This is a genomic window from Litorivivens sp. (assembly GCF_057445395.1).
Map to the genome: position 1 here is coordinate 1 of NZ_JBVBUV010000061.1, position 22,857 is coordinate 22,857.

At 55.1% G+C, this 22,857-nt stretch carries 20 protein-coding genes; 14 read left to right on the plus strand and 6 right to left on the minus strand.

The window, feature by feature from the left end:
- Window positions 1-533 precede the first annotated feature (533 nt).
- Window positions 534-1,694 carry a pyridoxal phosphate-dependent aminotransferase gene (locus AC222A_RS14770; RefSeq protein WP_372763685.1) on the minus strand — a complete coding sequence of 387 codons (1,161 nt, stop codon included), beginning with the start codon at window positions 1,692-1,694 and terminating at the stop codon, window positions 534-536.
- 232 nt (window positions 1,695-1,926) lie between these two features.
- Between AC222A_RS14770 and dksA the strand changes: the two genes are divergently transcribed.
- The 14 genes from dksA (at window position 1,927) to AC222A_RS14840 (ending at window position 19,085) form a co-directional block, all read left to right on the plus strand.
- Window positions 1,927-2,364, plus strand: coding sequence for an RNA polymerase-binding protein DksA (gene dksA / locus AC222A_RS14775; RefSeq protein ID WP_372758649.1), 438 nt, complete (start codon window positions 1,927-1,929; stop codon window positions 2,362-2,364).
- A gap of 42 nt (window positions 2,365-2,406) precedes the next feature.
- Window positions 2,407-3,309 (plus strand): tRNA glutamyl-Q(34) synthetase GluQRS, encoded by a 903-nt coding sequence (gene gluQRS, locus AC222A_RS14780; protein WP_372758650.1) that lies wholly within the window; start codon window positions 2,407-2,409, stop codon window positions 3,307-3,309.
- A 24-nt stretch (window positions 3,310-3,333) separates the two neighbouring features.
- On the plus strand, window positions 3,334-3,513 hold the full coding sequence (locus tag AC222A_RS14785) for a hypothetical protein (protein ID WP_372758651.1): 180 nt from the start codon (window positions 3,334-3,336) through the stop codon (window positions 3,511-3,513).
- A complete protein-coding gene (locus AC222A_RS14790; protein ID WP_372763683.1) occupies window positions 3,503-6,442 on the plus strand; it encodes a sensor histidine kinase in 2,940 nt (979 codons plus the stop codon). Before AC222A_RS14785 ends, AC222A_RS14790 begins: the two co-directional genes overlap by 11 nt.
- Window positions 6,443-6,560: 118 nt before the next feature.
- Window positions 6,561-7,988: a sigma-54-dependent transcriptional regulator gene (locus AC222A_RS14795; protein WP_372748614.1), complete on the plus strand. Its 1,428-nt coding sequence runs from the start codon at window positions 6,561-6,563 to the stop codon at window positions 7,986-7,988.
- A gap of 535 nt (window positions 7,989-8,523) precedes the next feature.
- Window positions 8,524-9,882, plus strand: coding sequence for a polynucleotide adenylyltransferase PcnB (pcnB, locus tag AC222A_RS14800; RefSeq protein WP_372763682.1), 1,359 nt, complete (start codon window positions 8,524-8,526; stop codon window positions 9,880-9,882).
- Window positions 9,879-10,361, plus strand: a complete 483-nt coding sequence (folK, locus tag AC222A_RS14805) for a 2-amino-4-hydroxy-6-hydroxymethyldihydropteridine diphosphokinase (protein WP_372797983.1) — start codon at window positions 9,879-9,881, stop codon at window positions 10,359-10,361. Before pcnB ends, folK begins: the two co-directional genes overlap by 4 nt.
- Before the next feature lie 15 nt (window positions 10,362-10,376).
- Window positions 10,377-11,027 (plus strand): deoxynucleoside kinase, encoded by a 651-nt coding sequence (locus tag AC222A_RS14810; protein WP_372748617.1) that lies wholly within the window; start codon window positions 10,377-10,379, stop codon window positions 11,025-11,027.
- An 11-nt stretch (window positions 11,028-11,038) separates the two neighbouring features.
- On the plus strand, window positions 11,039-11,830 hold the full coding sequence (gene panB, locus AC222A_RS14815; protein WP_372748618.1) for a 3-methyl-2-oxobutanoate hydroxymethyltransferase: 792 nt from the start codon (window positions 11,039-11,041) through the stop codon (window positions 11,828-11,830).
- 291 nt (window positions 11,831-12,121) lie between these two features.
- A complete protein-coding gene (panC, locus tag AC222A_RS14820) occupies window positions 12,122-13,006 on the plus strand; it encodes a pantoate--beta-alanine ligase (protein ID WP_372748619.1) in 885 nt (294 codons plus the stop codon).
- A gap of 73 nt (window positions 13,007-13,079) precedes the next feature.
- Window positions 13,080-13,460, plus strand: coding sequence for an aspartate 1-decarboxylase (gene panD / locus AC222A_RS14825; protein WP_372748620.1), 381 nt, complete (start codon window positions 13,080-13,082; stop codon window positions 13,458-13,460).
- 257 nt (window positions 13,461-13,717) lie between these two features.
- Window positions 13,718-14,488 (plus strand): translesion DNA synthesis-associated protein ImuA, encoded by a 771-nt coding sequence (imuA, locus tag AC222A_RS14830; RefSeq protein WP_486775171.1) that lies wholly within the window; start codon window positions 13,718-13,720, stop codon window positions 14,486-14,488.
- Entirely contained in the window at window positions 14,488-15,957 is a 1,470-nt protein-coding gene (locus AC222A_RS14835) for a Y-family DNA polymerase (RefSeq protein ID WP_486775172.1), read from the plus strand. The genes imuA and AC222A_RS14835 overlap by 1 nt, the downstream gene beginning before the upstream one ends.
- A complete protein-coding gene (locus AC222A_RS14840; protein ID WP_486775173.1) occupies window positions 15,957-19,085 on the plus strand; it encodes an error-prone DNA polymerase in 3,129 nt (1,042 codons plus the stop codon). The genes AC222A_RS14835 and AC222A_RS14840 overlap by 1 nt, the downstream gene beginning before the upstream one ends.
- Window positions 19,086-19,098: 13 nt before the next feature.
- Here AC222A_RS14840 and AC222A_RS14845 read toward each other — a convergent pair whose 3' ends face one another.
- The 5 genes from AC222A_RS14845 to AC222A_RS14865 all read right to left on the minus strand — a co-directional run.
- Window positions 19,099-19,407 (minus strand): hypothetical protein, encoded by a 309-nt coding sequence (locus tag AC222A_RS14845; RefSeq protein ID WP_486775174.1) that lies wholly within the window; start codon window positions 19,405-19,407, stop codon window positions 19,099-19,101.
- Complete coding sequence (locus tag AC222A_RS14850; RefSeq protein ID WP_486775175.1) at window positions 19,400-20,305, minus strand: TauD/TfdA dioxygenase family protein; 906 nt, start codon at window positions 20,303-20,305, stop codon at window positions 19,400-19,402. Before AC222A_RS14850 ends, AC222A_RS14845 begins: the two co-directional genes overlap by 8 nt.
- Window positions 20,302-20,703 (minus strand): Zn-ribbon domain-containing OB-fold protein, encoded by a 402-nt coding sequence (locus tag AC222A_RS14855; RefSeq protein WP_486775176.1) that lies wholly within the window; start codon window positions 20,701-20,703, stop codon window positions 20,302-20,304. Before AC222A_RS14855 ends, AC222A_RS14850 begins: the two co-directional genes overlap by 4 nt.
- An 11-nt stretch (window positions 20,704-20,714) precedes the next feature.
- Window positions 20,715-21,962, minus strand: coding sequence for a thiolase family protein (locus tag AC222A_RS14860; RefSeq protein ID WP_372759544.1), 1,248 nt, complete (start codon window positions 21,960-21,962; stop codon window positions 20,715-20,717).
- Window positions 21,962-22,857 (minus strand): AMP-binding protein (locus AC222A_RS14865; RefSeq protein ID WP_486775177.1); only part of this gene is annotated, 896 nt, incomplete at its 5' end. The genes AC222A_RS14860 and AC222A_RS14865, both read right to left, overlap by 1 nt.

Consider the following 22,857-nt stretch of genomic DNA (forward strand, 5'->3'; position numbering starts at 1 on the left):
CGAGCAACAGAAAAACGCTGACGGTATGCTTCATATTGGTATTACCGCTCCGGAAAAGCCGATAGCTGATTTTAGTTATTTCTGAGCGACGATTGTACGCCCAGACGACCGATATCGATCATTGCGCCCCCTAGAGAGAGCTTCATTCTCCGGAGCGGGGACATTCCTGTCAACCAAATCCACCCTCTACCGAATAGAGTTACCCACTAACCTGCCGACCGAAAAGTTACTAAAAAATCTCTGATAGATGCTGACGGCGTTAATCGACTGTCATACGCTTCGCGAGAATACACGGGCGATCCACATCCCTGCCCTTCAATACCGCGACTTACACGATATAAACATTGCAATGACAGTACACAATAGCAGCAATGAACACGCCAGCTGTGTACCAAGCTGCTCTACCTTGATAACGCCACTGTTTGTTCAGAAATAGATCGAGTATGCCTTTACTGCGCCGATTGGATACGCACATTACTTCTTCTCGCTTGCGCTAGACTGCCATAGCGACGCTGTGCATTATCCATTACGCCTTAGGCAAACAAACGATCCATCCGTGCCACAGCTTCCTCTAAGCGCGACATAGAGGTCGTGTAGGCAAAACGCACGTGCTCATTTGCTCGGTAGCGCCCAAAATCGGCACCAGGGGTAATTGAGATTCCGTGCTGCTCCAGCATATCCACACAAAATTGCGCGCTATTGCCTCCAAACTTCTGTATGCCGGCATAGAGATATAAAGCACCGGCAGGCGTGTGCGGAATATCAAACCCAAGGCGTCGCAACTCCGGCAGCAAATAGTCCCGTCGACGCTTGAACTCATCTCGACGATTGTTGAGTATGCCTCTGGTTTCAGGCTCAAAGGCCGCTAAGGCACCGTATTGCCCCATCGTCGACATGGAGATAAACAAGTTCTGAGCCAGCTTTTCCAGGTGTGGCACTGCGTCTGGCGGCGCCACTAACCAGCCTAAGCGCCACCCTGTCATTCCGAAATATTTGGAAAAGCTATTAATGACAAAGGCCTGGTCCGTAATCGAAAGGATGCTTGCTGCTTTTTCGTCATAATCCAGGCCGTGGTAGATCTCATCGACAATCAGATAACCGTCTTTGCGTTCACACAAACTGTAAAGATCCCGCAGCTCTTGCTCGGTAAGGATTTCCCCAGTCGGGTTAGCCGGCGAGGCGACGATGGCCCCCACCGTATTTTCCCGCCAGGCGGCTGCCGCTTTTTCGGCGGTGAGCTGGTAGCGATCCTGCGGCCCCACCGGCACCAGCTGGCCCTCGCCCTCTACCAGGCGAAAAAAATTGCGATTGCAGGGGTAGCCCGGGTCCGTCATGAGGATGCCGTCACCTGGGTTGAGCAGCAGCCCCGAAATCAGCAGCAGAGCCCCGGATGCACCAGGGGTGATCATGATGCGTTCGGGGGCAATAGCCAGGTTGTAATCGGTCTTGTAATAGTTGGCGATGGCCTCGCGCAGCTCAGGTATCCCGGCCGCCTGACTGTAGTGGGTTTCCCCGCGCGCGAGGGCCGCCTGGGCTGCGCGCACGATGGGTTCGGCCGTGGAAAAATCCGGCTCACCCGCTTCCAGACGCACAATGTCCCGCCCCGCAGCGGCAAGCTGCTTGGCCCGGGTGAGTACTTCAACTACTCTGAAGGGTTCAATATCCTGCAGGCGACGGGCGTAGGGTCGGGTCAAGATGTCATCTCCGGCAAAAATGCCTATGGTAACAGCCAAAGACGTTGCCGCCACCGTCCGAATGCGTCATTAGCAGCTATACTTATCTGTCTGGCAAGCCTATTCAGAGCGGTCTTTTTATTATGGCGCGAGCCCGAGTAATCTGGTAGCTTTGCCGCTTTAGCGCCGGGGGTAGTTGGCTGTACAGGCCTGCTGCGGCGCACTTCCAGTCGTTGATGGAGAGATTGAATCAATGCCAGCAAAGCAAAAAGAAGCGGGAGTGTTCAAAAACTTCGAACCCTATAAGCCAAAAAAGGGTGAGGAGTATATGAACGACAAGCAAAAGGACCACTTCCGCAACATCCTGCTCAAATGGAAATCTGAGCTGATGGAAGAAGTGGATCGCACCGTGACCCACATGAAAGATGAGGCTGCCAATTTTCCGGATCCTGCCGACCGTGCAACCCAGGAAGAAGAATTCAGCCTGGAGTTGCGAACGCGAGATCGCGAACGCAAGCTGATCAAGAAAATTGAGTCTACCCTGAACCTGATCGACAACGACGACTACGGTTTTTGTGATACCTGTGGTGTAGAGATTGGCATCAAGCGCCTGGAAGCGCGCCCCACTGCCAGCCTGTGCATTGATTGCAAAACTCTCGACGAAATCAAGGAAAGGCAGGAACACGGCTGATCCTGACCGGGCGGCCCCGGGCCGCCCACCACCTCACCTGCCATGACCCATCCGCTTTATATCGGTCGCTTCGCCCCCTCGCCCACCGGGCCTCTCCATATCGGCTCACTGATTGGCGCACTCGCCAGTTTTCTCGATGCCAAAGCAAGCAATGGTCGCTGGCTGGTGCGCATGGAAAACATCGACCCGCCCCGGGAAATCGCGGGCGCTGATCGCCGAATTTTAGATACGCTGCACCATCACGGCCTGTGTTGGGACGGCGACGTGCTGGAACAAAGCACTCGCTCAGCTGCCTATGAATCCGCACTGGCCCACCTGCTGGATACCGGACAAGCTTTTCGCTGCAGCTGTTCGCGACGTCAGCTAAGCCAATATGACGGTATTCATCGGGGGCACTGTGTTACCCCCGCAAAAACTGACGACTGCGCCATTCGCCTGCGCGTGCCTGATCACATCTGGCACGCCCACGATGATCTGCAGCAGCCACTGCATCAGAATCTCCAACAGGAGGTTGGCGACTTTATCCTCAAACGGCGCGATGGCTATTACGCCTACCAGCTGGCTGTCGTCGTCGACGATGGCTACCAGGGCATTACCCACGTGGTACGGGGTTCAGATCTGTGGGTGTCGACACCGAGACAGCGCTACCTGCAATCTCTGCTAGGGCTGCCAGCGCCGCGCTATCTCCATTTCCCGGTTATTGTCGGCACCGATGGTCATAAATTGAGCAAGCAGACCTTCGCGGCCCCGGTCGAGAACAGTCGCGCAATCGATAATCTGCTGCTGGCCTTGCACTTTCTAAATCAACCGCTCCCCGACTCGCGCCACAGCATCGATAGCCTACTGCTGGCGGCGATCAAGCACTGGGACCGGCAACGTTTGCCAGCGGTCATGGGACAACCAGAATCAGCGTTTTACAATCACGGAGAGCCTCTATTACCATAGCAGCACTTCCGACGAGGTCTGCGGATGCATATTCAATCCTCCCTGATACTGTTGTTTTCGGTGTTTTTCCTGTTTACACCGTCGCTGGAGCAGTGGCTGCTTGATGGCAGCATTGCCTGGTACCGCCCCCACCTGATCTGGTTCGGCGTGGTGATCTTTGTCTATATCAGCCAGCGACAGGACACTCCCCGCAATGCACCCTGATCTCCATGTGCTATTCGCGCTCGGCACTGGTTACCTGATACTGCTGTTTGCAATCGCCTACGCCGCAGAGCGCCACGTCATTCCTGAACGGATCATCAAACACCCGGCAATCTTCGTACTGTCACTAACGGTTTTTGTAAGCGCGTATGGAATCTACGGCATTGTCGATTACGCTCGGCACGCCGGCTACAGCTACATAAACTACTACTTGGGAATATCCTCCGCTTTTATCGTCTATCCCCTGCTGCTGTCGCCGTTGATGCGTATTTGCCTATCCTACCGCCTCAATTCATTGGCCGACGTTTTGACCTTCCGATTCCGCAGTCAGTGGGCCGGCTCTCTGGTCACCCTGTTTATGCTAATCGCCATGTTGCCGCTGTTGTCGCTGCAGATTCAGGCGGTTACCGAGTCCATGCTGGTGATAACGCAAAGCGACGGCAACTCCCTCGGTGAACGCGACGGACTGGCTCTTCTGTTTTGTATCTTTATCAGTGTGTTTGCGATTCTATTCGGCTCACGCCACCTGAACTCGCGGGAAAGTCACCGCGGATTGGTGACCGCCATCGCCTTTGAATCGCTTGTCAAACTGTTCGCCTTACTGATTACCGGCTTCTTTTCCATCAAACTGGTGTTTGGAAGCTTTGGCGACATGCAAGCCTGGCTGACAACACAACCGAACCTGATTGAGAGTCTGAACACCCCCGCCGGCGGCGACAGCACACGCATGTCGCTGGTGATGTTTTTTGCCAGTGCCGTGTGTCTGCCTCACGTGTTCCACGTGCTGTTTGCCGAGAACCCGAAGGCCTCCAACCTTAAACCCGCCAGCTGGGGCATTCCATTCTATCTGCTGCTGATCAGCTTGCCCGTGTTCCCCATTCTGTGGGCCGGCGAAGCACTGGGCTCCGATATCAGCGCCCAGTTTTACTCACTGGCCATCGGCCTGGAAACCAACCAGACTTGGCTGACCTATGTGGTGTACGTAGGTGGCCTGTCCGCAGCCAGCGGCGTTATTATTGTCGCGACGCTAGCACTGGCCTCAATGTGTCTGAACCACCTGATACTGCCTATCTACCAGCCAGACAGTAAGACCGATATCTATCACTGGCTATTGCGTATTCGGCAGCTGCTGATAGCGGTGATTATTCTCACAGGCTTTGGCTTTTACCAGCTGATGCCCGACCAGCACACCTTCTCGCAACTGGCAATCGCCGCAATCTCTGGCTGCGCACAATTTCTGCCCGGCACACTGGCCATTCTCTATTGGCCCAGGGCTAACAGTTATGGGTTGATTGCCGGCTTGCTGGCAGGATTCCTCGTTTGGACGATGGGCTCATTAGCAACGCTCGTCGATGCCATTGATGGCAACTGGGTGACCTCATTTTATGTGTCCGATTTGCCCGACGAACTGGCTTGGGTTGCAGTCGTAGCCGTGTCACTAACCGCCAACGCACTGATGTTTATTGCCGTGTCGCTGCTTACGCCCACGCGCAATGAAGAACGCATTGCCGCCGAAGCCTGTACCCTGGATGATCTAAACCGACCTGCTCGACAATTGCTGGATCTGCGTGATGCTGCCGAGATGCAGCAGCGCCTGGCCTACGCACTGGGCGAGCACGTGGCCCAGCGCGAAGTTGCCAAAGCACTGGAAGAACTGCGGCTCGCACCCGACGAACGGCGCCCCTATGCCCTGCGCCGGCTGCGCGACCGCATTGAAATCAACCTGTCTGCACTCATGGGGCCCGGCGTTGCCAAATCTTTGGTCGATCAGCAGCTGCCCTACACCGGCGACCCCAGCACAGGCAGCGAAGACATTACCTTTATCGAAAGCCGGTTGGAACTCTACAACGCCCACCTCACCGGCCTGGCTGCAGACCTGAACAATCTGCGTCGCTACCATCGGCAAACCCTCGACGAGCTACCCATTGGCCTGTGCTCTTTAGGTACCGATGGCGAAATTCTGATGTGGAATCGAGCCATGAGTGACCTCTCCGGCATTGCCAGCGAAGACATTACTGGCTCACGCCTCAATGACGTGGATTCCCATTGGGAAACCCTGCTCAACGAGTTTGTAAACAGCGAAGACTTGCACTGGCGCAAATACAATTTCGAACAAGGGCCTTTTACCCGCATCCTCAATCTACATAAAGCAGCGGTCGACCCCTTAACCCGTAGTGAACAGGTCATTATCGTTGAAGATGTAACTGACAATCACCTGATGGAAAGTAAACTCACACATCAGGAGCGGCTGGCTTCCATCGGCCGCCTCGCAGCGGGCGTCGCCCACGAGATCGGCAATCCAGTAACCGGCATTGCCTGCCTCGCCCAAAATCTGCGCTTTGACTCCGAGGACCCGGAAATACTGGATAGCGCCGAACAGATCATCAAACAGACACAACGCATTACCGGCATTGTCCAGAGTCTGGTTAATTTCGCCCATCAGGGCCGCGACGCACAGGTCAGCAAAATTGAAGCCGTCGATGTAAAACATTGCGTCAACGAGGCCCTGCAATTGCTTACCCTCGACCGGGAGGCGCAACCGGTACACTTCGTCAACGATTGCCCTCAGGCATTGATCATTGCCGCCGACAACCAGCGTCTGATTCAGGTCTTTATCAACCTTCTGTCCAACGCCCGCGACGCCAGCGACAGTGACGGGGAAATTCGCGTTACCGCACAAGCGGATCACGATCAGGTTCAAGTTGCCGTGTGTGACGACGGCAGCGGCATTCCGCCTGAGGCTCTGGAACGCATTTTCGAGCCTTTCTTTACCACCAAAGAGCCCGGCAAAGGTACTGGCCTGGGGCTCGCACTGGTATACAACATCGTGGAGGATCTGGGCGGCGAGATCCAAATCGAAAGCCCGGTTAAAGGACGCGATCGGGGCACCTGCGTGCACCTGACCTTCCGGCGCTTTGAGCGGACAGCCTGAGACAGACTGGCAAATTCAGAGCGGAAGCGGTATTTTGTCGTGTTACGACTTGGACTGGGCATTTTGGTAACACACCCGCCCGCCATCCAGCAGACGAATGTCAGATTGCGAGACAAAGATGAATGACATACTGATTGTCGAAGACGAAGACGTAATCCGCAAAGCCCTTCGACGCCTGCTCGAACGCAACGACTATCGGGTGCAGGAGGCCGCCTCAGTCACGGAGGCCCAGCAAAACTTCACCCTCGACGACTTCGACCTGATTATCACGGATCTGCGCCTGCCTGGCGCGCCCGGCACAGACCTTATCCAGAACACGGAGTCGCCGGTACTGGTCATGACCAGCTATGCCAGCCTGCGCTCAGCGGTAGACTCCATGAAGCTCGGTGCCGTTGATTACGTCGCCAAACCCTTTGATCATGACGAAATGCTCGAAGCCGTGCGTCGCAATATCGAACTCCACGCCGGCGACGATCGTTCGTCCGCCAGTCGCACCCGGCGCAACGGCCAACGCGGTCAGCCACAGCTGGGGGAAATGATCGGCAGCTGCAAATCCATGACAACCCTGTATGACAAGATCCGTAAAGTCGGGCCTACGGAAGCCACCGTTTTGATCCGCGGCGAAACCGGCACCGGTAAAGAACTGGTTGCCAAAGCCATCCACAATCGCAGCAGCCGTGCGGACAAGCCGATGATTTCAGTCAACTGTGCCGCCATCCCGGAAACACTGATTGAGTCCGAACTCTTTGGTTATGAAAAAGGGGCATTTACCGGCGCCAATACCAACCGCATCGGCTTGATCGAAGCAGCGGACGGCGGCACCCTCTTTCTCGACGAAATCGGCGAGCTGCCGATGGAAGCTCAAGCCCGCCTGCTGCGCTTTATTCAGGAGAATGAAATCCGCCGCATTGGCTCAGTACAGGCGCGCACTGTGGATGTACGATTAATCTGCGCCACCCACCGCGACCTGAAAAATATGGCGCGAGATCACGATTTCCGGGAAGACCTCTACTACCGAATCAGCGTAATTCAGCTGGAACTTCCCCCCTTACGCGAGCGAGGCAAAGACATTCTTGAGATTGCTGAAGCCGTCTTGCAGCGCAGCTCCGAGCGCCTTGGCAAAGAAGAGATGCATTTTTCGCCGAAAGCCATTCAAGCCATTACCACCTATATCTGGCCGGGCAATATTCGCGAGCTTGAAAACGCTGTGGAGCGCGCCGTCATCCTCAGCGACGGCCCCGAGATCGACAATGATGAGCTGGACATAGATCTGGAGCTGGTCGACGTCAGCCAGATACGCACCAAACAGAAGCCCCAGAACAAGCCTCGCAAAGACCCAGAGCCCAGTAAGTCCAGCAGCAACAGCGCGTTGGATCCCAACGAAGACCTGTCACTGGAAGATTACTTCCAGCGCTTTGTTCTGGAACACCAGGATTCAATGAGCGAAACAGAGCTCGCGCAAAAACTGGGCGTGAGCCGCAAATGCCTGTGGGAACGACGCCAGCGGCTGGGCATTCCACGGAAAAAGAGCTCGAAGACCGCCTGATTGCGGAGAAGTTCCAAGCAAATACCAATTGTCACAAAAAATACAGAAACCACCGTTACCCTAATTGGTAAAAGTAACAAGCAACGGGCAGATCAGTAACAATAAGCACTTATACTTAGACAATACTGGTCACCCGAATTACCCTATCTCATTGAATATAAACAACTTTACAAACCTGGCACGCTAACTGCTATATAGCTGTCAAATAAAAATAATAACAAGTAAAAAATAATAATAAGAGCAAGAAGACAAATAAAAACAATTGCATAGAGACCTGGATGGGGAAGACATTGTTTTCCCCTTCTTCATTTCTGGGCCTTGAAAATCTACCCACCCGCCTTGATTCCCCGACACTATCTACCCGAAAATGCAAAGCTGTATTTATAAGCCACAGGGCACTCTTCACACCGCACCCATGGCTACCGGTAACCAATGGCTCCGAGCTGCTCATAAACTACCGCTCAGGGCGATCAATCATCTATGCTAGAATGCCGCGCGTAATCAGCTAACGGCACACAGGAACTATTCAATATAAGTGGCTAATCTCTGGACAAAAATCACTTCCGCCGTGACGCGCAAGTCAGCGGAACCCAAGCTTCCTCGCATTCTCAGCCGCGACGAACACCCAATTTCCCGCAAACATATCAGCGACAATGCGCTGAAAGTTATGCATCGTTTGCGCAGCGGCGGGTTTGAGGCTTTTCTGGTGGGTGGTGGCGTACGCGACCTGATGCTTGGCAAACACCCTAAAGATTTCGATATTGGCACCAACGCGACCCCCGAAGAAATCCGCCAGCTATTTCGCAACAGCCGCATTATCGGCCGGCGTTTCAAGATCGTGCACGTACGCTTTGGCCGCGAAATCATTGAAGTGACCACCTACCGCGGCAGCCACAGTGACGGCAACGACAAAACAGCCGTTGCCGCCGATAACGGTATGCTGTTGCGCGACAACGTGTACGGCACGCTGGAAGAAGATGCAGTGCGCCGCGACTTCACCATCAATGCACTGTATTACTGCAGCGACAAGTTTACAGTTCACGATTATGTCGGCGGCTTGAACGATCTTGCAAAACGGCAGGTACGCATTATCGGCAATGCCAGCAGCCGCTATCAGGAAGACCCGGTACGGATGATCCGCGCGGTGCGCTTTGCTGCCAAGTTGGATTTTGATATCGCGCCTGACACTGCCGCCCCACTCAAATCGCTGGCGCCCATGCTCAGCGAAGTGCCGGCGGCACGCCTGTTTGACGAAGTGCTCAAGCTTTTTATGGAAGGCCACGCCCTGCGCGTGTTCGCTCTGCTGAAACACTACGACCTGTTCCGTCCGCTATTCCCTGCCACGCAAGAGATTCTCGACAGTGGCGACAGTACCGCCATTGCCCTGATCGAGCAGGGGCTGGTCAATACCGACCTGCGCATTAGCCAGGACAAACCGGTTACCCCAGCTTTTATTTACGCAGTGATGCTCTGGCCAGTCGTGCAAAAGGAAATGAAGATTCTGCTCGCCGAAGGGGTTCCGGAAATTCCCGCCCTGCACCAGGCTGCGCAATCTGCCATTTCGCGTCAAATACAGCACACGTCGATCCCCAAGCGTTTTTCCATGCCCATGCGCGACATCTGGGAGCTGCAACTGCGACTCCCTCGGCGCAGCGGCCGCCGTGCCGAGGAACTGCTCGAGCACCGCTATTTCCGCGCCGGCTATGATTTTCTGCTGCTGCGGGAACAATCTGGCGAAATCCCGGAAGAACTTGGCCCCTGGTGGACAGCCTACCAGGAAGCCAATGCCGACACCCGCGAGGCCATGCTGAAAAAAACCAGCGCCAACAAGCCGCGCAACAATAGCCGACGCCGGCGCAAGCCTCGCTACCGCAACAACCAGAAACCCTCGTGACTGTTAGATGCTATCTCGGCTTGGGCAGCAACCAAGCCGACCCTCAAGGGCAACTAAGTCAGGCACTCGACCGGCTTGCCGGCACCCCTGGCCTGCGCAACCTGCGCTGTTCACGCTTTTACGGTAGCAAGGCTGTGGGGCCTGGCGAGCAGGCAGATTACGTCAATGCTGTCGCCAGCGTTGATACTTTGCTCTCTCCGCTGGCTCTGCTCGACACCTTGCAACAGATAGAAAATCTCCACGGGCGAGTACGTGATGTGCGGTGGGGACCCCGAACACTGGATCTCGACTTGCTGCTCTACGGCGAGCAAACCATCAACACTGCTCGCCTGGTAGTGCCGCACCCGCGTCTTGCGCAACGAGCTTTCGTGTTGGTCCCCCTGGCCGAGCTAGCGCCGGATTTAACCTTGCCGGATGGCACTTGCCTGTCCGGACTATTAGACTACGCCAGCGCAGAAGACCTCTGGCTGCTGCAGTGATTACCGGGAGAGTTAATGTCTGAAAACAAGCCACTACCGGCCTTTATTGCGGTTGAAGGCCCGATAGGTGTGGGCAAAACCACGCTTACAAACAAGCTAGCCGACCACCTGGGCTATCAAACCGTGCTGGAACGCGCCGACGAAAACCCTTTTTTGGAACGTTTTTACAAGAACCGTCGCCAGGCTGCCCTGGCCACGCAACTGTATTTTCTCTTCCAGCGCGCCCAACAGCTGGATGAGTTCAAACAGAGCGACCTTTTCAAACCTACCAAGGTAGCGGACTTTCTGATGCAGAAAGACCGTCTGTTTGCCAGAGCCAACCTCGATAGCGACGAAATGGCTCTGTACGAGAAAGTATATAACCAACTCACTCTCGACGCCCCGGTACCGGACCTCGTCATTTACCTGCAGGCCCCGGCCGACGTACTGATGAACCGCATCCAGAACCGCGGCATCCGCTACGAACAGCGGGTCGAGAGGCGCTATCTCGAAGAAATCAACGAGATATACAGTGAGTTCTTTTTATATTATGAAGATTCGCCACTGCTAATCGTCAACGCCTCGGAAATCGATTTTGCCAACAATCCGCGTGACTTCCAGCAGCTGCTTGACTATATTCCGCGCATTCACAGTGGACGCCACTACTTCAACCCTAGCCTGGTGTAAGGGGAGCTCCCATGAACAAAATCAGCCCGCAATCCCTGCTGGCCAAGAAAGCCAACGGCGAAAAGTTCGCCGTTTTAACCGCCTACGATGCCACGTTTGCCCGAGCTGTCGATCAGGCCGGCATTGATGTCATCCTGGTCGGCGACTCCCTCGGCAATGTCCTGCAAGGACACACCAGCACACTGCCGGTGACCGTGGACGATATGTGCTACCACACAGCATGCGTAAATCGCGGTACAGAAACCGCCCTGATCGTATCTGACCTGCCCTTCGGCAGCTACAACACCATTGACGATACCTTGCGCAATGCCACCGCTCTGATGCAGTCCGGCGCCCATATGGTAAAACTGGAAGGCGGTCAGTGGCTCGCTGAAAGCATCAGTCTGCTGACCGAACGCGGTATCCCGGTGTGCGGCCATCTCGGCCTTACCCCGCAGTCCGTTAACACCCTGGGGGGGTTCAAGGTACAAGGGCGCGACGAAGTCAGTGCCCGCCGCATGATTACCGACGCCAAAACTCTGGAAGATGCGGGCGCCAGCCTACTGGTCATTGAATGTGTCCCCACCGAACTGGGCGAACGTATCAGCGAGGCACTCAGCATCCCCGTTATAGGCATTGGTGCGGGGCCCAAAACCGATGCCCAGGTGCTGGTTCTGCACGATTTGCTCGGCATCTCCCGGCGACTGCCCAAGTTTGTCAAAAACTTTCTGACAGAGGCCGCAGACATCCCTGACGCCCTCACCCGCTACCGGGAGGCGGTGGAACGTGGCGAATTTCCCGGGCCGGAGCACAGCTTCAGCTAACAACCCCACTGAAAGCCACGGATGACGTGGCTTTCAGTGCTTTTTGTTACCTCAATTTTAACGCTTCTTTTGGTAACAAACTCGCCGGAAATTTGTTACCAAAAAGCATTGAACCCCTCTCACGATTGGGGCATACTTGCCCGCCACTACCAATTGTTCACAATGTAAACACTATGGCAGTGGGCCGGACGTAAGTTCCGGATTGGGCGCCAGCCCGCAGCGACAGCGGACTGACATCACAGCAACCTGCATCTGCATATCAGCGATGGCACGAGTAGGAAGTTGGGTGGTATGAAAACCTTCAGTACAACAGCGCGGCTGAGAGAAGCCCTGAACAGCGAACGACGCAATGGCCGTCGTGTCGCCTTTGTGCCCACCATGGGCAACCTTCACGAAGGTCACCTGCAGCTGGTGCGACGCGCCCGAGCTCTGGGGGACGTTGTCGTGGTCAGCATCTTTGTTAACCCCCTCCAGTTTGGGGCCAACGAAGATCTCGACAAATACCCACGCACCCTCACCGCCGACAAGGAAAAACTGTTTGCAGAGGGCGTGCAGTACCTGTTTCATCCTGGCGTTGAAGAAATGTACCCCAATGGCATGGGCGCGCAGGCCATCGTCTCTGTACCTGGCGTTTCCGAAAGTCACTGCGGTGCAAGCCGACCCGGACATTTCGACGGTGTCTCTACCGTTGTCACCAAGCTGTTCCAGATTGTGCAGCCCGATGTCGCGGTATTCGGCAAAAAAGATTTCCAGCAGCTCGCCGTCATCCGCAAGATGGTTGCCGATCTGTGCATGCCTATTCACATTGAAGGGGTAGATACCGCGCGCGCAGAAGATGGCCTTGCCCTGAGCTCACGTAATGGCTTCCTCGACCAGCGTCAGCGTCAAGCGGCCCCCTTCCTGCATCAAACCCTTCAGTCCTGCCGCGAAGCCATAGCCTGCGGCTTTGACAGTTATGCGGAGCTAGAGCGCCACGCTCGCCTGACACTGCAAGATGCCGGATTTGAGCCCGACTATTTTTCCATTTGCGACGCCAGCACACTCGCTGAAGTAACAATGGACACCGAAGAAATTGTTATACTGGCGGCTGCCCGGCTGGGCGACACCCGTCTGATTGACAATGTCACCCTGAACTTCAATCCCAGCGCTGACTGGGGTATGCTTGCCGCCCAATAAATTGGGCCGGCTTGATAGCCACCGTTAACCGGATCTGCCGGCACAAGGCACTAGAGACAGAAAGGAACAGCGTATGCAGTCCACCATGCTGAAAGCCAAACTTCACAAAGCCGTCGTTACCCACGCGGTACTGAACTACGAAGGCTCCTGCGCCATTGACGGCAAGCTACTGGATTTGGCGGGCCTGCGTGAATACGAGCAAATCGACATTTACAACGTCACCAATGGCGAGCGCTTCACCACCTACATCATTCGTGGCGAGGACAACAGCGGCATTATCTCCATCAACGGCGCCGCAGCCCATAAAGCCGGCGTTGGCGATACCATCATCATCTGTGCCTACGGCAGCTACTCCGAAGCCGAGCTGATCAACTTCAAGCCGCGGTTGATCTATATGAACCCGGACAATACAGTCAGCCACAGCAGCAACGCGATTCCGGTGCAAGTCGCCTGAGAACCCACACAACGCATACCAAAGGGGCTTTTCAGCCCCTTTTTTATTGCCCAAAAACCGGGGTCGTAACGAGTATTTTTTAGCCAACCCCAGTTAAGTTCGCGCTTGCCGCCCTGCCCCTGCACAACCCACTCTTGATTGATCAAAAAATACTCGTTACGACCCCGGTTTCTGCTGTGATTGCTCGCTTGCAAATCTCGGCGAGGCCTGCCAACATAAACTGTATGTATATACAGTTTATTTGCTGCTAACCCACTATGCCCAACCTCAATGAGCTGCTGAACAATCCCCAGCTATGGCGCAGCGCTCGCCGCAATCTGGCTGCGGGCGGCAATAGCGTAAGCAGTGGCCACCGCGAGCTTGATTTCGCCCTGCATAGTGGCGGCTGGCCTGTAGCCGGGAGCACTGAGGTACTATGCGATCGCAGCGGGCTGGGGGAAATCACTCTGTTACTGCCTGCCCTGGCCCGACTCAGTAAGCAACAGACACTAGCCTGGGTGAATCCCCCCTTCACACCTTATGGGCCTGCCCTCCAGCAGGCTGGCGTCGTGCTAGACAATTGCCTGTTTATTCACACCCATAAATTGACCGATCACCTCTGGGCCTGCGAAGAATTGCTGCGTTCAGCCACTTGTGCAGCCGTGTTAAATTGGACCGGCAAACAGCGTCTCAACGACCGGGACTTACGACGCCTGCAACTGGCAGCCCGGGATCAAAACTGCTGGCACCTGCACTTTCGGGCAGAAAGTTTTCGCCACCAGAGCTCCCCCGCCCCCCTGCGCCTGGTGCTTGCCGCCAGCACAGAACAATTGCATGTGGAGCTGCTAAAGCAGAGCGGCGGCCCGGCCGGTCAACAGATAGTCCTTACCCGCGATGCCTTTCTACTACACCGCCAACAGAGCCCTGAACAATGGCCGGTGCCACGCCGCTCTGTTGCACACAAGCGCTCGCTACAGAAAACGCGTTTGCGCCTTGCCCATCGCGGTCATCGCCGACAACCGGGGCCACGCCTATTGGAATTGCGTTGATGTGGCTTTGTATACGCTTTCCCCGGCTGCTGCTGGATCAACCTCTCGCCGCCGACGAAAGACAATCCGGCCCTCAGGCTCTACTGGCCCAGCATCATATCGAAGAGGTCAACCGCGAGGCTTTTGCCGCCGGGGTACGCGTAGGCCAGTCGCTAGCCTCTGCGCGCACGCTCTGCCCCGCCCTGCAATGCCGTGCTGCCAATCCGGAGCGGATGACAGAACGCCTGAACCAACTGGCACTCTGGGCTTATCGCTTTACACCTGAGGTCAGCATTGCTCAACCCGACAGCCTGTTATTGGAACTGAGTGGCTCTCTGAAACTGTTTGACGGTTTTGAAAAGATTTTCAAACGCCTGCGCTGGGGCTTTCGCAAACGGCGCATCCCGGCCTGCTACGGCCTCGCTCATACGCCCCTGGCCGCCAGCCTGCTCAGCTTCGATGACACGGCACCAGAAACGCTGCTGACACCTGATGGCCAACTTAACCAACGTGCAGTCACCACTTTACTGAATAGCCAACCCTGCCATCGACTACCTTGCGACCTGCGCCAAAAGGAACAACTGCTGACACTGGGGTTGAATACACTTGGCGAAGTCCACCAGCTGCCCCGCACAGCCCTGAGCCGCCGTCTTGGCAAAGATTTCAGTCTGATGCTGGAAAAACTCTACGGTCAGCAGCCCGACCCAAGACCCTACTATCAACCTCCAGACAAATTTTTCAGTGAACGTCAGTTCAACGGCGAACTCAATCGCAGTGAAGAGCTGCGCTTTCCCGCTGCCGGACTACTCGATGAGCTCGGCCACTACCTGCAGCTCAAGCAGTGGGTCTGCCGCGAACTGCACTGGCAGTTTTACTATTGCGACGGCCAACACAGCGAACTGCACATGCCTGTGTCACATACCCATTTCGACCGCCGCGCTCTACTGGCACTTGTGCTGTTGCAGTTGGAAAAGTTCGAACTGTCCGGCCCGGTAGACTCACTGGCCCTGCGCTGCAACCATTTTGACGCGGTACAGCAACACAGCAATGATCTCTTTCCCCACTCCAGTCCGTTTGATCACGAGCGCCACACCCGCTACGTCGCCGTGCTCGATAAACTCCGAGCCCGCCTCGGTACCGCCGCACTGCAGCAGCCAGCACTACATAGCGCTCATCTGCCGGAACAGGCAGCGATTCACCCGCCGCCAACCAGCAAGACCGCTGGCCAAACAACCACTGACAGATCGACAGAGACCCGGCGTCCCCTCTGGTTACTGGAGAAGCCCCTTCGGTTGCAGGAAAAAAATGGCCAACCCTGCTGGCAGGGAACACTGGAGATTCTGCAGGGGCCCGAGCGGCTCGATAACCAGTGGTGGCGACAGCGTCACGCCAGAGACTATTACATTGCCCGCACCTGCAAACATAGCCTGTGCTGGATATTTCGTGACTGTCTTCATCAACACTGGTATCTGCACGGCTGGTTTGGTTGATGAACACCGCACACTCAACACAGATACACTACGCAGAACTGCACTGCTTGAGTAACTTTTCCTTTTTGCGCAGCGCGTCCCACGCCCGAGAGCTGGTAGAACGCGCCGCCGAATTGGGCTACGAGGCACTGGCCATCACCGACGAATGCTCCCTGGCCGGCATCGTGCGAGCGAATATTGCCGCCAATGAGCGACAACTAAAACTAATTGTCGGATCAGAGTTCCACCTGGAAGAAGGTCTCCACCTGGTATTACTTTGCCCCAATAAGCGCGCCTATATGGAACTGTCAGGTTTGATCACCCAGGCGCGGCTGAACAGCGAAAAAGGCAGCTACCGCCTGTCACTGAAAGATCTTACCCAACGCATCCGCCACTGCTTTGCTCTCTGGCTATTGCCGTATAACGAAAAAGATTTCACCGAACATACAGCTTATGCAGAATCACTGAAGAACCTTTTCAACGACCGCCTATGGATCGGCTTTCAGCGTCTACACCGCCAGGGCGAGCAATTGTTTTACCAGCGCTGTCATGCGCTGGCAAACGACTGGAACCTCCCTATGACCGCCTGCGGTGGCATCCTGATGCACCAGCGCCAGCGCAAACCATTGCATGACATTCTCAGTGCTATTCGCCTGAACACCCCGCTGGCCTTACTCGGCAGTCACGTCAATGCAAACAGTGAAAACTATCTGCGCGACCTCAAAACCCTCTCATCGCTCTACCCACCAGCCTTGCTCGAAGAAAGCGCAGACATCGCCAGGCGCTGCCATTTTTCGCTCAGCGAACTTAGCTACCAGTATCCGGATGAAGTGGTGCCCGCTGGTAAAACAGCTGCTGAATTTCTGCGTGAGCTAACCGAGGCTGGCGCCCACAAGCGCTGGCCCCGAGGAATTCCCGACACCGTTAATCGCCTGATCGAACATGAACTAAGTCTGATCAGTGAACTGAGCTACGAGCATTATTTTCTGACTGTGTATGACATTGTCCAATTTGCCCGCAGTCAGAATATTCTCTGCCAGGGACGGGGTTCGGCAGCTAACTCAGCAGTGTGTTATTGCCTGCATATCACCGAGGTAGACCCGTCGCGCGGACAACTGTTGTTTGAGCGCTTCATTTCCAAAGAACGCGATGAAGCACCTGATATCGATGTAGACTTCGAGCACGAGCGACGCGAAGAAGTCATTCAGTATATCTACCGAAAATACGGTCGCGACCGCGCTGCTCTCGCTGCCACTGTAATCACTTACCAGATGCGCAGCGCCGTACGCGACGTGGGCAAGGCTCTGGGGTTCGACGAAGCCATGATTACCCAGCTTGGTAAATCCTTGGCCTGGTGGGACAAGCGTGAGGCACTGTTACAGCGGCTACAGGAATTGGGCCTACAAGGCCAGACCGCAGCGCATTTTTACGAACTGGTGCAGCAGCTTTACGGCTTTCCCCGGCACCTGTCCCAGCACGTAGGCGGGTTCGTTATCGGCCGCGAGCCGCTGGCGGGTATCGTACCGCTGGAAAACGCAGCCATGGCCGAGCGCACTATTATTCAATGGGACAAGGAAGATCTCGAAGCCATGCAACTGATGAAGGTAGATATTCTCGCCCTCGGCATGCTCAGCAGCATTCGTAAAAGCCTCGCCCTGATCAGCCAGCAACAGAACAGGGAATTCACCCTGCAGGACATTCCCGCCGAAGACCCAGCCACCTACGACATGCTCTGCCAGGCTGACAGCGTTGGTGTTTTCCAGATTGAATCTCGCGCGCAGATGACCATGCTGCCACGACTGGCGCCGCGCTGTTTCTACGATCTGGTCATCCAAATCGCCATCGTTCGCCCCGGCCCTATTCAAGGCGACATGGTCAACCCCTACTTACTACGACGGCAGGGGCTGGAACAAGTGAGCTATGAAAACGAAGCCGTTGAGAAAGTACTCGGACGCACCCTGGGCATACCCATTTTTCAGGAACAGGTTATCCAGCTCGCCATGGTGGCTGCCGGATTCACTGGCGGCGAAGCGGATCAGCTGCGTCGGGCCATGGCCACCTGGGGACGTAACGGCAAGCTCGACACCTTTCGGGAAAAGCTGGTCGCAGGCATGATTTCTAACGGCTATGGCGAGGCGTTTGCTGAGCGCCTGTTCAATCAGATGAAAGGCTTTGGCGCCTACGGATTTCCAGAATCCCATTCCGCCAGCTTTGCCTTGCTGGCCTACGCCTCGGCATGGCTCAAACGCCATCACCCTGCTGCGTTTTTTGCCGGCCTGCTAAACAGCCAGCCAATGGGTTTTTACAGCCCCTCACAGTTGTTACAGGATGCCCAGCGGCATGGCGTTACTGTGCTTCCCTACTGCGTCAACCACAGTCACTGGGATTACACACTGGAAGACATTCACGCCAGCCAACCCAAACTGCGGCTGGGGCTGCGCCAGGTCAAAGGATTCAACCTGTCAGCGGCGACACGCATTATCGAGGGCCGTCGCGATAGCAAGTACGCCTCACTGGCAGATTTTCTGGCGCGCGTTGCACTGAATAAGCAAGAGCGCCACGCCCTTACCCGCGCCGATGTATTCGCCAGTTTCAAGCTGCACCGCCACCAGAGTCAGTGGCAGGTAAGCGCCAGTGAACAACATCACGCTTTCCTGCCCGCCGAACAGGATCTGGATGACAACATAATACTGCCTTCACCCTCAGAGATTTCGGATGTTCGGGCTGACTACGCCTTCAGCCGCCTCAGTCTGCGACGCCACCCGCTGGCTCTATTGCGCGAGCGTTCGCGCTTTAAAACCTGCCGTAAAGCAGAAGAACTCAACAGCATCCGCGATGGCCAGTTTATTCGCATTGCGGGTTTGGTAACCTGCCGTCAACGCCCTGGCACGGCCTCGGGGGTACTGTTTATTACACTGGAAGATGAAACCGGCAACAGCAATATCGTTGTGTGGAAGCAAGTACAGGAACAGTGTCGCCAGGCGATTCTTGGTGGTCGTCTGCTAATCGTGAAGGGCTTGCTGCAGCGGGCAGACCCACCAAAACGCGAAGGGTTTTCTACACCACCAGTGATTCATGTAGTGGCTTTGCATATTGAAAATGCGACGCAGGAATTAGCACTGGAGGTGGCATCGCATGATTTTCATTAACATTTTACGTTATTCACGCGGCCACAAATTCATCCGATAGCCCCCCTTTTGAAGGCGCCGAGAAACGCAGAACAACACTGGAGCAGAGCGAGCACTGCTCGAGCCCCGCAGCGGCGACAGCCGCGAAGGTCGAGTTGCGCAGCGACCGGTGTCGATCGAGCATTGCAGGGAACCTGAAGGGCGCCGAAACGGGGCTCTTTTTCTTGCCTAATTTTTTTGAGGCATGCAAAAAAAGTAGGTCGCCAAGCAGAGCGAAACTAAAGCCAAAATAAAACATTTGGAAAGGCCGTTCTACATAGCCAGAATGGCCAACATCAAGCAATCGCCTCGCCCAACACCACATCTCCTAGAATCGTCGTGCGATGAATCAACCGTTTGGCTCCGGGTTTCACCCCTGGCGCCGAGTGCATAAAACGCCAGTTATCCCACAGAATCATATCCCCCTCTTGCCAGGCGTGAAGATAGGCAAACTTCGGCCGAGTAACATGCGCTACCAACTCATGCAACAGCGCATCGCTCTCAGCTTTGTCCAACCCATCAATACACTCCAGAAACATCGGACAGATATTCAAGATCTTACGGCCGGTTTCCGGGTGAGTCAGCACCAGCGGATAGCGTGAATCTGGGAAGTCGGGAAAACCCACATCAGCAGGTTTTTGCGGCGCACCGGGGCCTGCTATGTAACCAGAGGTATCCAGAAACGGCATGTTGTAGAGATTAACTTCAAAGCGATAAACCACCTTCATCGAATCGATGCGCGCTTTCATCTCATCACTTAAGGCATCATAGGCCTTGGCCTGATCCGCATAGCCAGTCTGACCATCAACTTCTGGCAGTTTTACCGCTCGCAAAATCGCGCCGCGATTGGGTTTTGCAGTATAGATAAGATCCTTATGCCACCCCAATCGCCCAACCCATTCTTCACCATCCCAAACCGCCACTGGATTGGTGCGGCTGTCTTCGCTGTTAAGCTCCATCAGCTCAGGATAGTCGCCGCTGCGAATAGTTTTGAGGGGGTGAGCTTCCAGCTCACCAAAAAGTTTGCTGAAACCGATCTGGGTTTGTGGGTTGGCGTTGGCACCGCGAATCAGCAGCATGCCATGCTCTAGCCACAAGGCTGTGAGTTTTTCACGTTCAGAACGACTCAGGTCAGCGGCAAAATCAAAACCATCTATTCTTACGCCCAGCGCCTCAGATAACGGACTAACCTGAAAATTCATGTGCGATACTCCCTGTAAACCGGCGCTATAAACGGTTCGCCCTGCAAGGGTTTTAATGTTCGAAAAATCAATTCCAGTGGCATATCACAATACGGCGTCTGGCCTTCCGATAAAAACAACTGCGTAACGAGCTGAACGGTAGGTGCGTCGTCAGGTACAACAATCGCTGGCGTATATGGCACCTCAAAGGCGCCATTAATCTGTCGGCGAACCGTTGTCCAGGACAGTAACCGGGCGCTCTTGCCCAACTCCCGCCACGTGGTGTTGCCACCGCACTGAGAACACTGATTATCCGGGTACCAGATATCCAGCGCGCACTTTTTGCAACAACAGGTCACCAGCTGTTCGCGTTCACTCGCCGCCCAAAACGGCGCAATCAAGGGATCATTCCAGTCCATGTAGTCGTCCTTCAGCAGCGGTTACTCAAAATCATTGTCGCCCCTTCGTCAGCCGTAAAACCGGCATATGCTGCCAATTGCACATCATCCACCTGATTCTGGGCCGTACCGCGCAACTGTCGGACAAGTTCGATTACGTGGGCTATTCCCAGTACATAAGCATGAGACAGCAGACCGCCGTGAGTATTGCAGGGAATTCCACCCTGGCTCCGCGGACGACTGGCATGTAGCCGGTTGCCTTCAACAAAGGCTCCCCCTTCGCCTTTCTCGCAAAAACCCATATCCTCTATCTGCATAAGAGCGGTGCCAGAAAAACAGTCGTAAACCGCAATTACATCGAGATCCTGCGCTGAACAATCTGCCATGGCATAAGCCCAGGGGGCGGCAAAGGTCTGTGGCGTTGCGGTAAGCTTTTTTTGTTGGCTGATATAAGGCGCTCCATCAATACAGCCCCGGCCTACCCCTTCAACAACCACCTGTGGGTGCGGAAAATCTTTTGCCCGTTCGGCCGCACACATGACGAAAGCACCAGCACCATCCGAGATCAGACAGCAGTCTTCAACCCGAAAGGGGTCGGCAAGCATGGGGCGGGCCAGATACTCCTCCAGCGACATCGTGCGCGCGTTCATTACCGCACCATCATGGGTATTAGCATGACGACGAAAGGTTAGCGGCAGCTGGGCTAACTGTTCATCCGTGGTGCCAAATTCGTGCATGTGTCGGTGCATAAATGTCGCAAAATACAGCGGCTGGGGAAACCAGCCATAGGGCAGCTCAAAACCCGCCTTCATTGGCTCGCTAGCGTGCCAGTCACCGGGGGTTCCCGTTCCTCTGGCACGCGCTGTTGCCCAATCCACCGCAAACACATTCACAATATTTCTAGCTTTACGGGCACGAATAGCATGCGCGGCGGTATGAGCGCAGGTCGCGCCCCAGATCATTGCTCCGCCCTCCTGTGAAAACCAGATATCCTGCGTTACCTGAAAGTGCTGACGAAAATCCTCAGGGGTGAGCTGATCACTAATACCGGGGCTGATCATCAAGCCATCAATATCCTGCGGCTTAAGCCCCGCGTCCGCTATTGCTGCAGCAACGGCTGCCAACGCCATATCTTTTGCATTCCGGTCTGAGGGGCCGCTGTATTCGGTCTCGCCAATACCAACAATGGCAACTTCACCACGCACATCGTCCAGCTCAACACTGTGCCCCCAATCAAAGCTACCAGATCTCTGTTTCAGCTGGGATATTGTCTGTGCCATTAGCGCTCCACCTCGAAGCCCGCCGCTTTTGCATCCCAGGTACTGGGAGTTAGCCCCCGTTCACGCAATTTGTTTTTCTGTACTTTCTGGGTTGGTGTCATTGGTAACTCGCTGACAAATTCGATATAGCGCGGCACAAAAAAGTACGGTGCGTTCTGGTTTATAAAGCGGGCCAGTTCTTCTTCGCTTACCGTCTGTCCGGTTTCCAGAATAGCTACCAACATTATTTCGTGTTCGGATTCGAGTTCTCGGGACGGGACACCAAACACCGCAACACTGCTAATTGCCGGGTGATTGCGAGCAATAGCCTCGATCGCTACCGACGACACGCTGCGACCTTTGTAACGAATCAGATCCTTTTTACGGTCGACAAAATAGTAGTGGCCCTCGTCATCCTGGCGCAGCAGGTCGCCAGTGTGATACCAATCGTTGCGAAAGGCTTCGCGGGTTGCAGCCGCGTTATTAAAATAGCCATTGAACAACACGTGGGGAGATTTCTCGCGAATACAGACTTCGCCGGGCTGACCTGCCGGCACCGGTTGATCATTTTCGTCCAGTAAGGCCACGTCGATGTCTGCGGCTGGCGTTCCCAGAGAGTTTGGCGGCCAGCTTTTATTACCATCATCAAACCGGCGCATCAACAGCATAATTTCACTTTGCCCGAAGCCCTGGTGTATTGCATCAATACCAAAACGCTCTTTGAAAGGCTCACGGATTGCATCGGGCATAGGAACCATCTGCGCACTGCGCACCGGATTGTCTCTATCACTCTCGAGTGCAGGCGCGGCCCATAGAAACATATGCATCGCGCCAAGGGTAAAAACGTGGCTGGCGTTGTAATAACGGGTTCGATCCCAGAAGGTCGATGCGGAAAATACCGGATCGAGTGCGCAGG

Coding starts and splice junctions, on each gene's coding strand:
- dksA (WP_372758649.1), top strand. CDS start 1,927: ATGCCAGCAAAGCAAAAAGAAGCGGGAGTGTTCAAAAACTTCGAACCC.
- AC222A_RS14810 (WP_372748617.1), top strand. CDS start 10,377: ATGTCTGAAAACAAGCCACTACCGGCCTTTATTGCGGTTGAAGGCCCG.
- AC222A_RS14855 (WP_486775176.1), bottom strand. CDS start 20,703: ATGGACTGGAATGATCCCTTGATTGCGCCGTTTTGGGCGGCGAGTGAA.
- AC222A_RS14860 (WP_372759544.1), bottom strand. CDS start 21,962: ATGGCACAGACAATATCCCAGCTGAAACAGAGATCTGGTAGCTTTGAT.
- AC222A_RS14790 (WP_372763683.1), top strand. CDS start 3,503: ATGCACCCTGATCTCCATGTGCTATTCGCGCTCGGCACTGGTTACCTG.
- panC (WP_372748619.1), top strand. CDS start 12,122: ATGAAAACCTTCAGTACAACAGCGCGGCTGAGAGAAGCCCTGAACAGC.
- AC222A_RS14835 (WP_486775172.1), top strand. CDS start 14,488: ATGTGGCTTTGTATACGCTTTCCCCGGCTGCTGCTGGATCAACCTCTC.
- AC222A_RS14840 (WP_486775173.1), top strand. CDS start 15,957: ATGAACACCGCACACTCAACACAGATACACTACGCAGAACTGCACTGC.
- imuA (WP_486775171.1), top strand. CDS start 13,718: ATGCCCAACCTCAATGAGCTGCTGAACAATCCCCAGCTATGGCGCAGC.
- AC222A_RS14850 (WP_486775175.1), bottom strand. CDS start 20,305: ATGAATTTTCAGGTTAGTCCGTTATCTGAGGCGCTGGGCGTAAGAATA.
- panB (WP_372748618.1), top strand. CDS start 11,039: ATGAACAAAATCAGCCCGCAATCCCTGCTGGCCAAGAAAGCCAACGGC.
- AC222A_RS14785 (WP_372758651.1), top strand. CDS start 3,334: ATGCATATTCAATCCTCCCTGATACTGTTGTTTTCGGTGTTTTTCCTG.
- panD (WP_372748620.1), top strand. CDS start 13,080: ATGCAGTCCACCATGCTGAAAGCCAAACTTCACAAAGCCGTCGTTACC.
- gluQRS (WP_372758650.1), top strand. CDS start 2,407: ATGACCCATCCGCTTTATATCGGTCGCTTCGCCCCCTCGCCCACCGGG.
- AC222A_RS14795 (WP_372748614.1), top strand. CDS start 6,561: ATGAATGACATACTGATTGTCGAAGACGAAGACGTAATCCGCAAAGCC.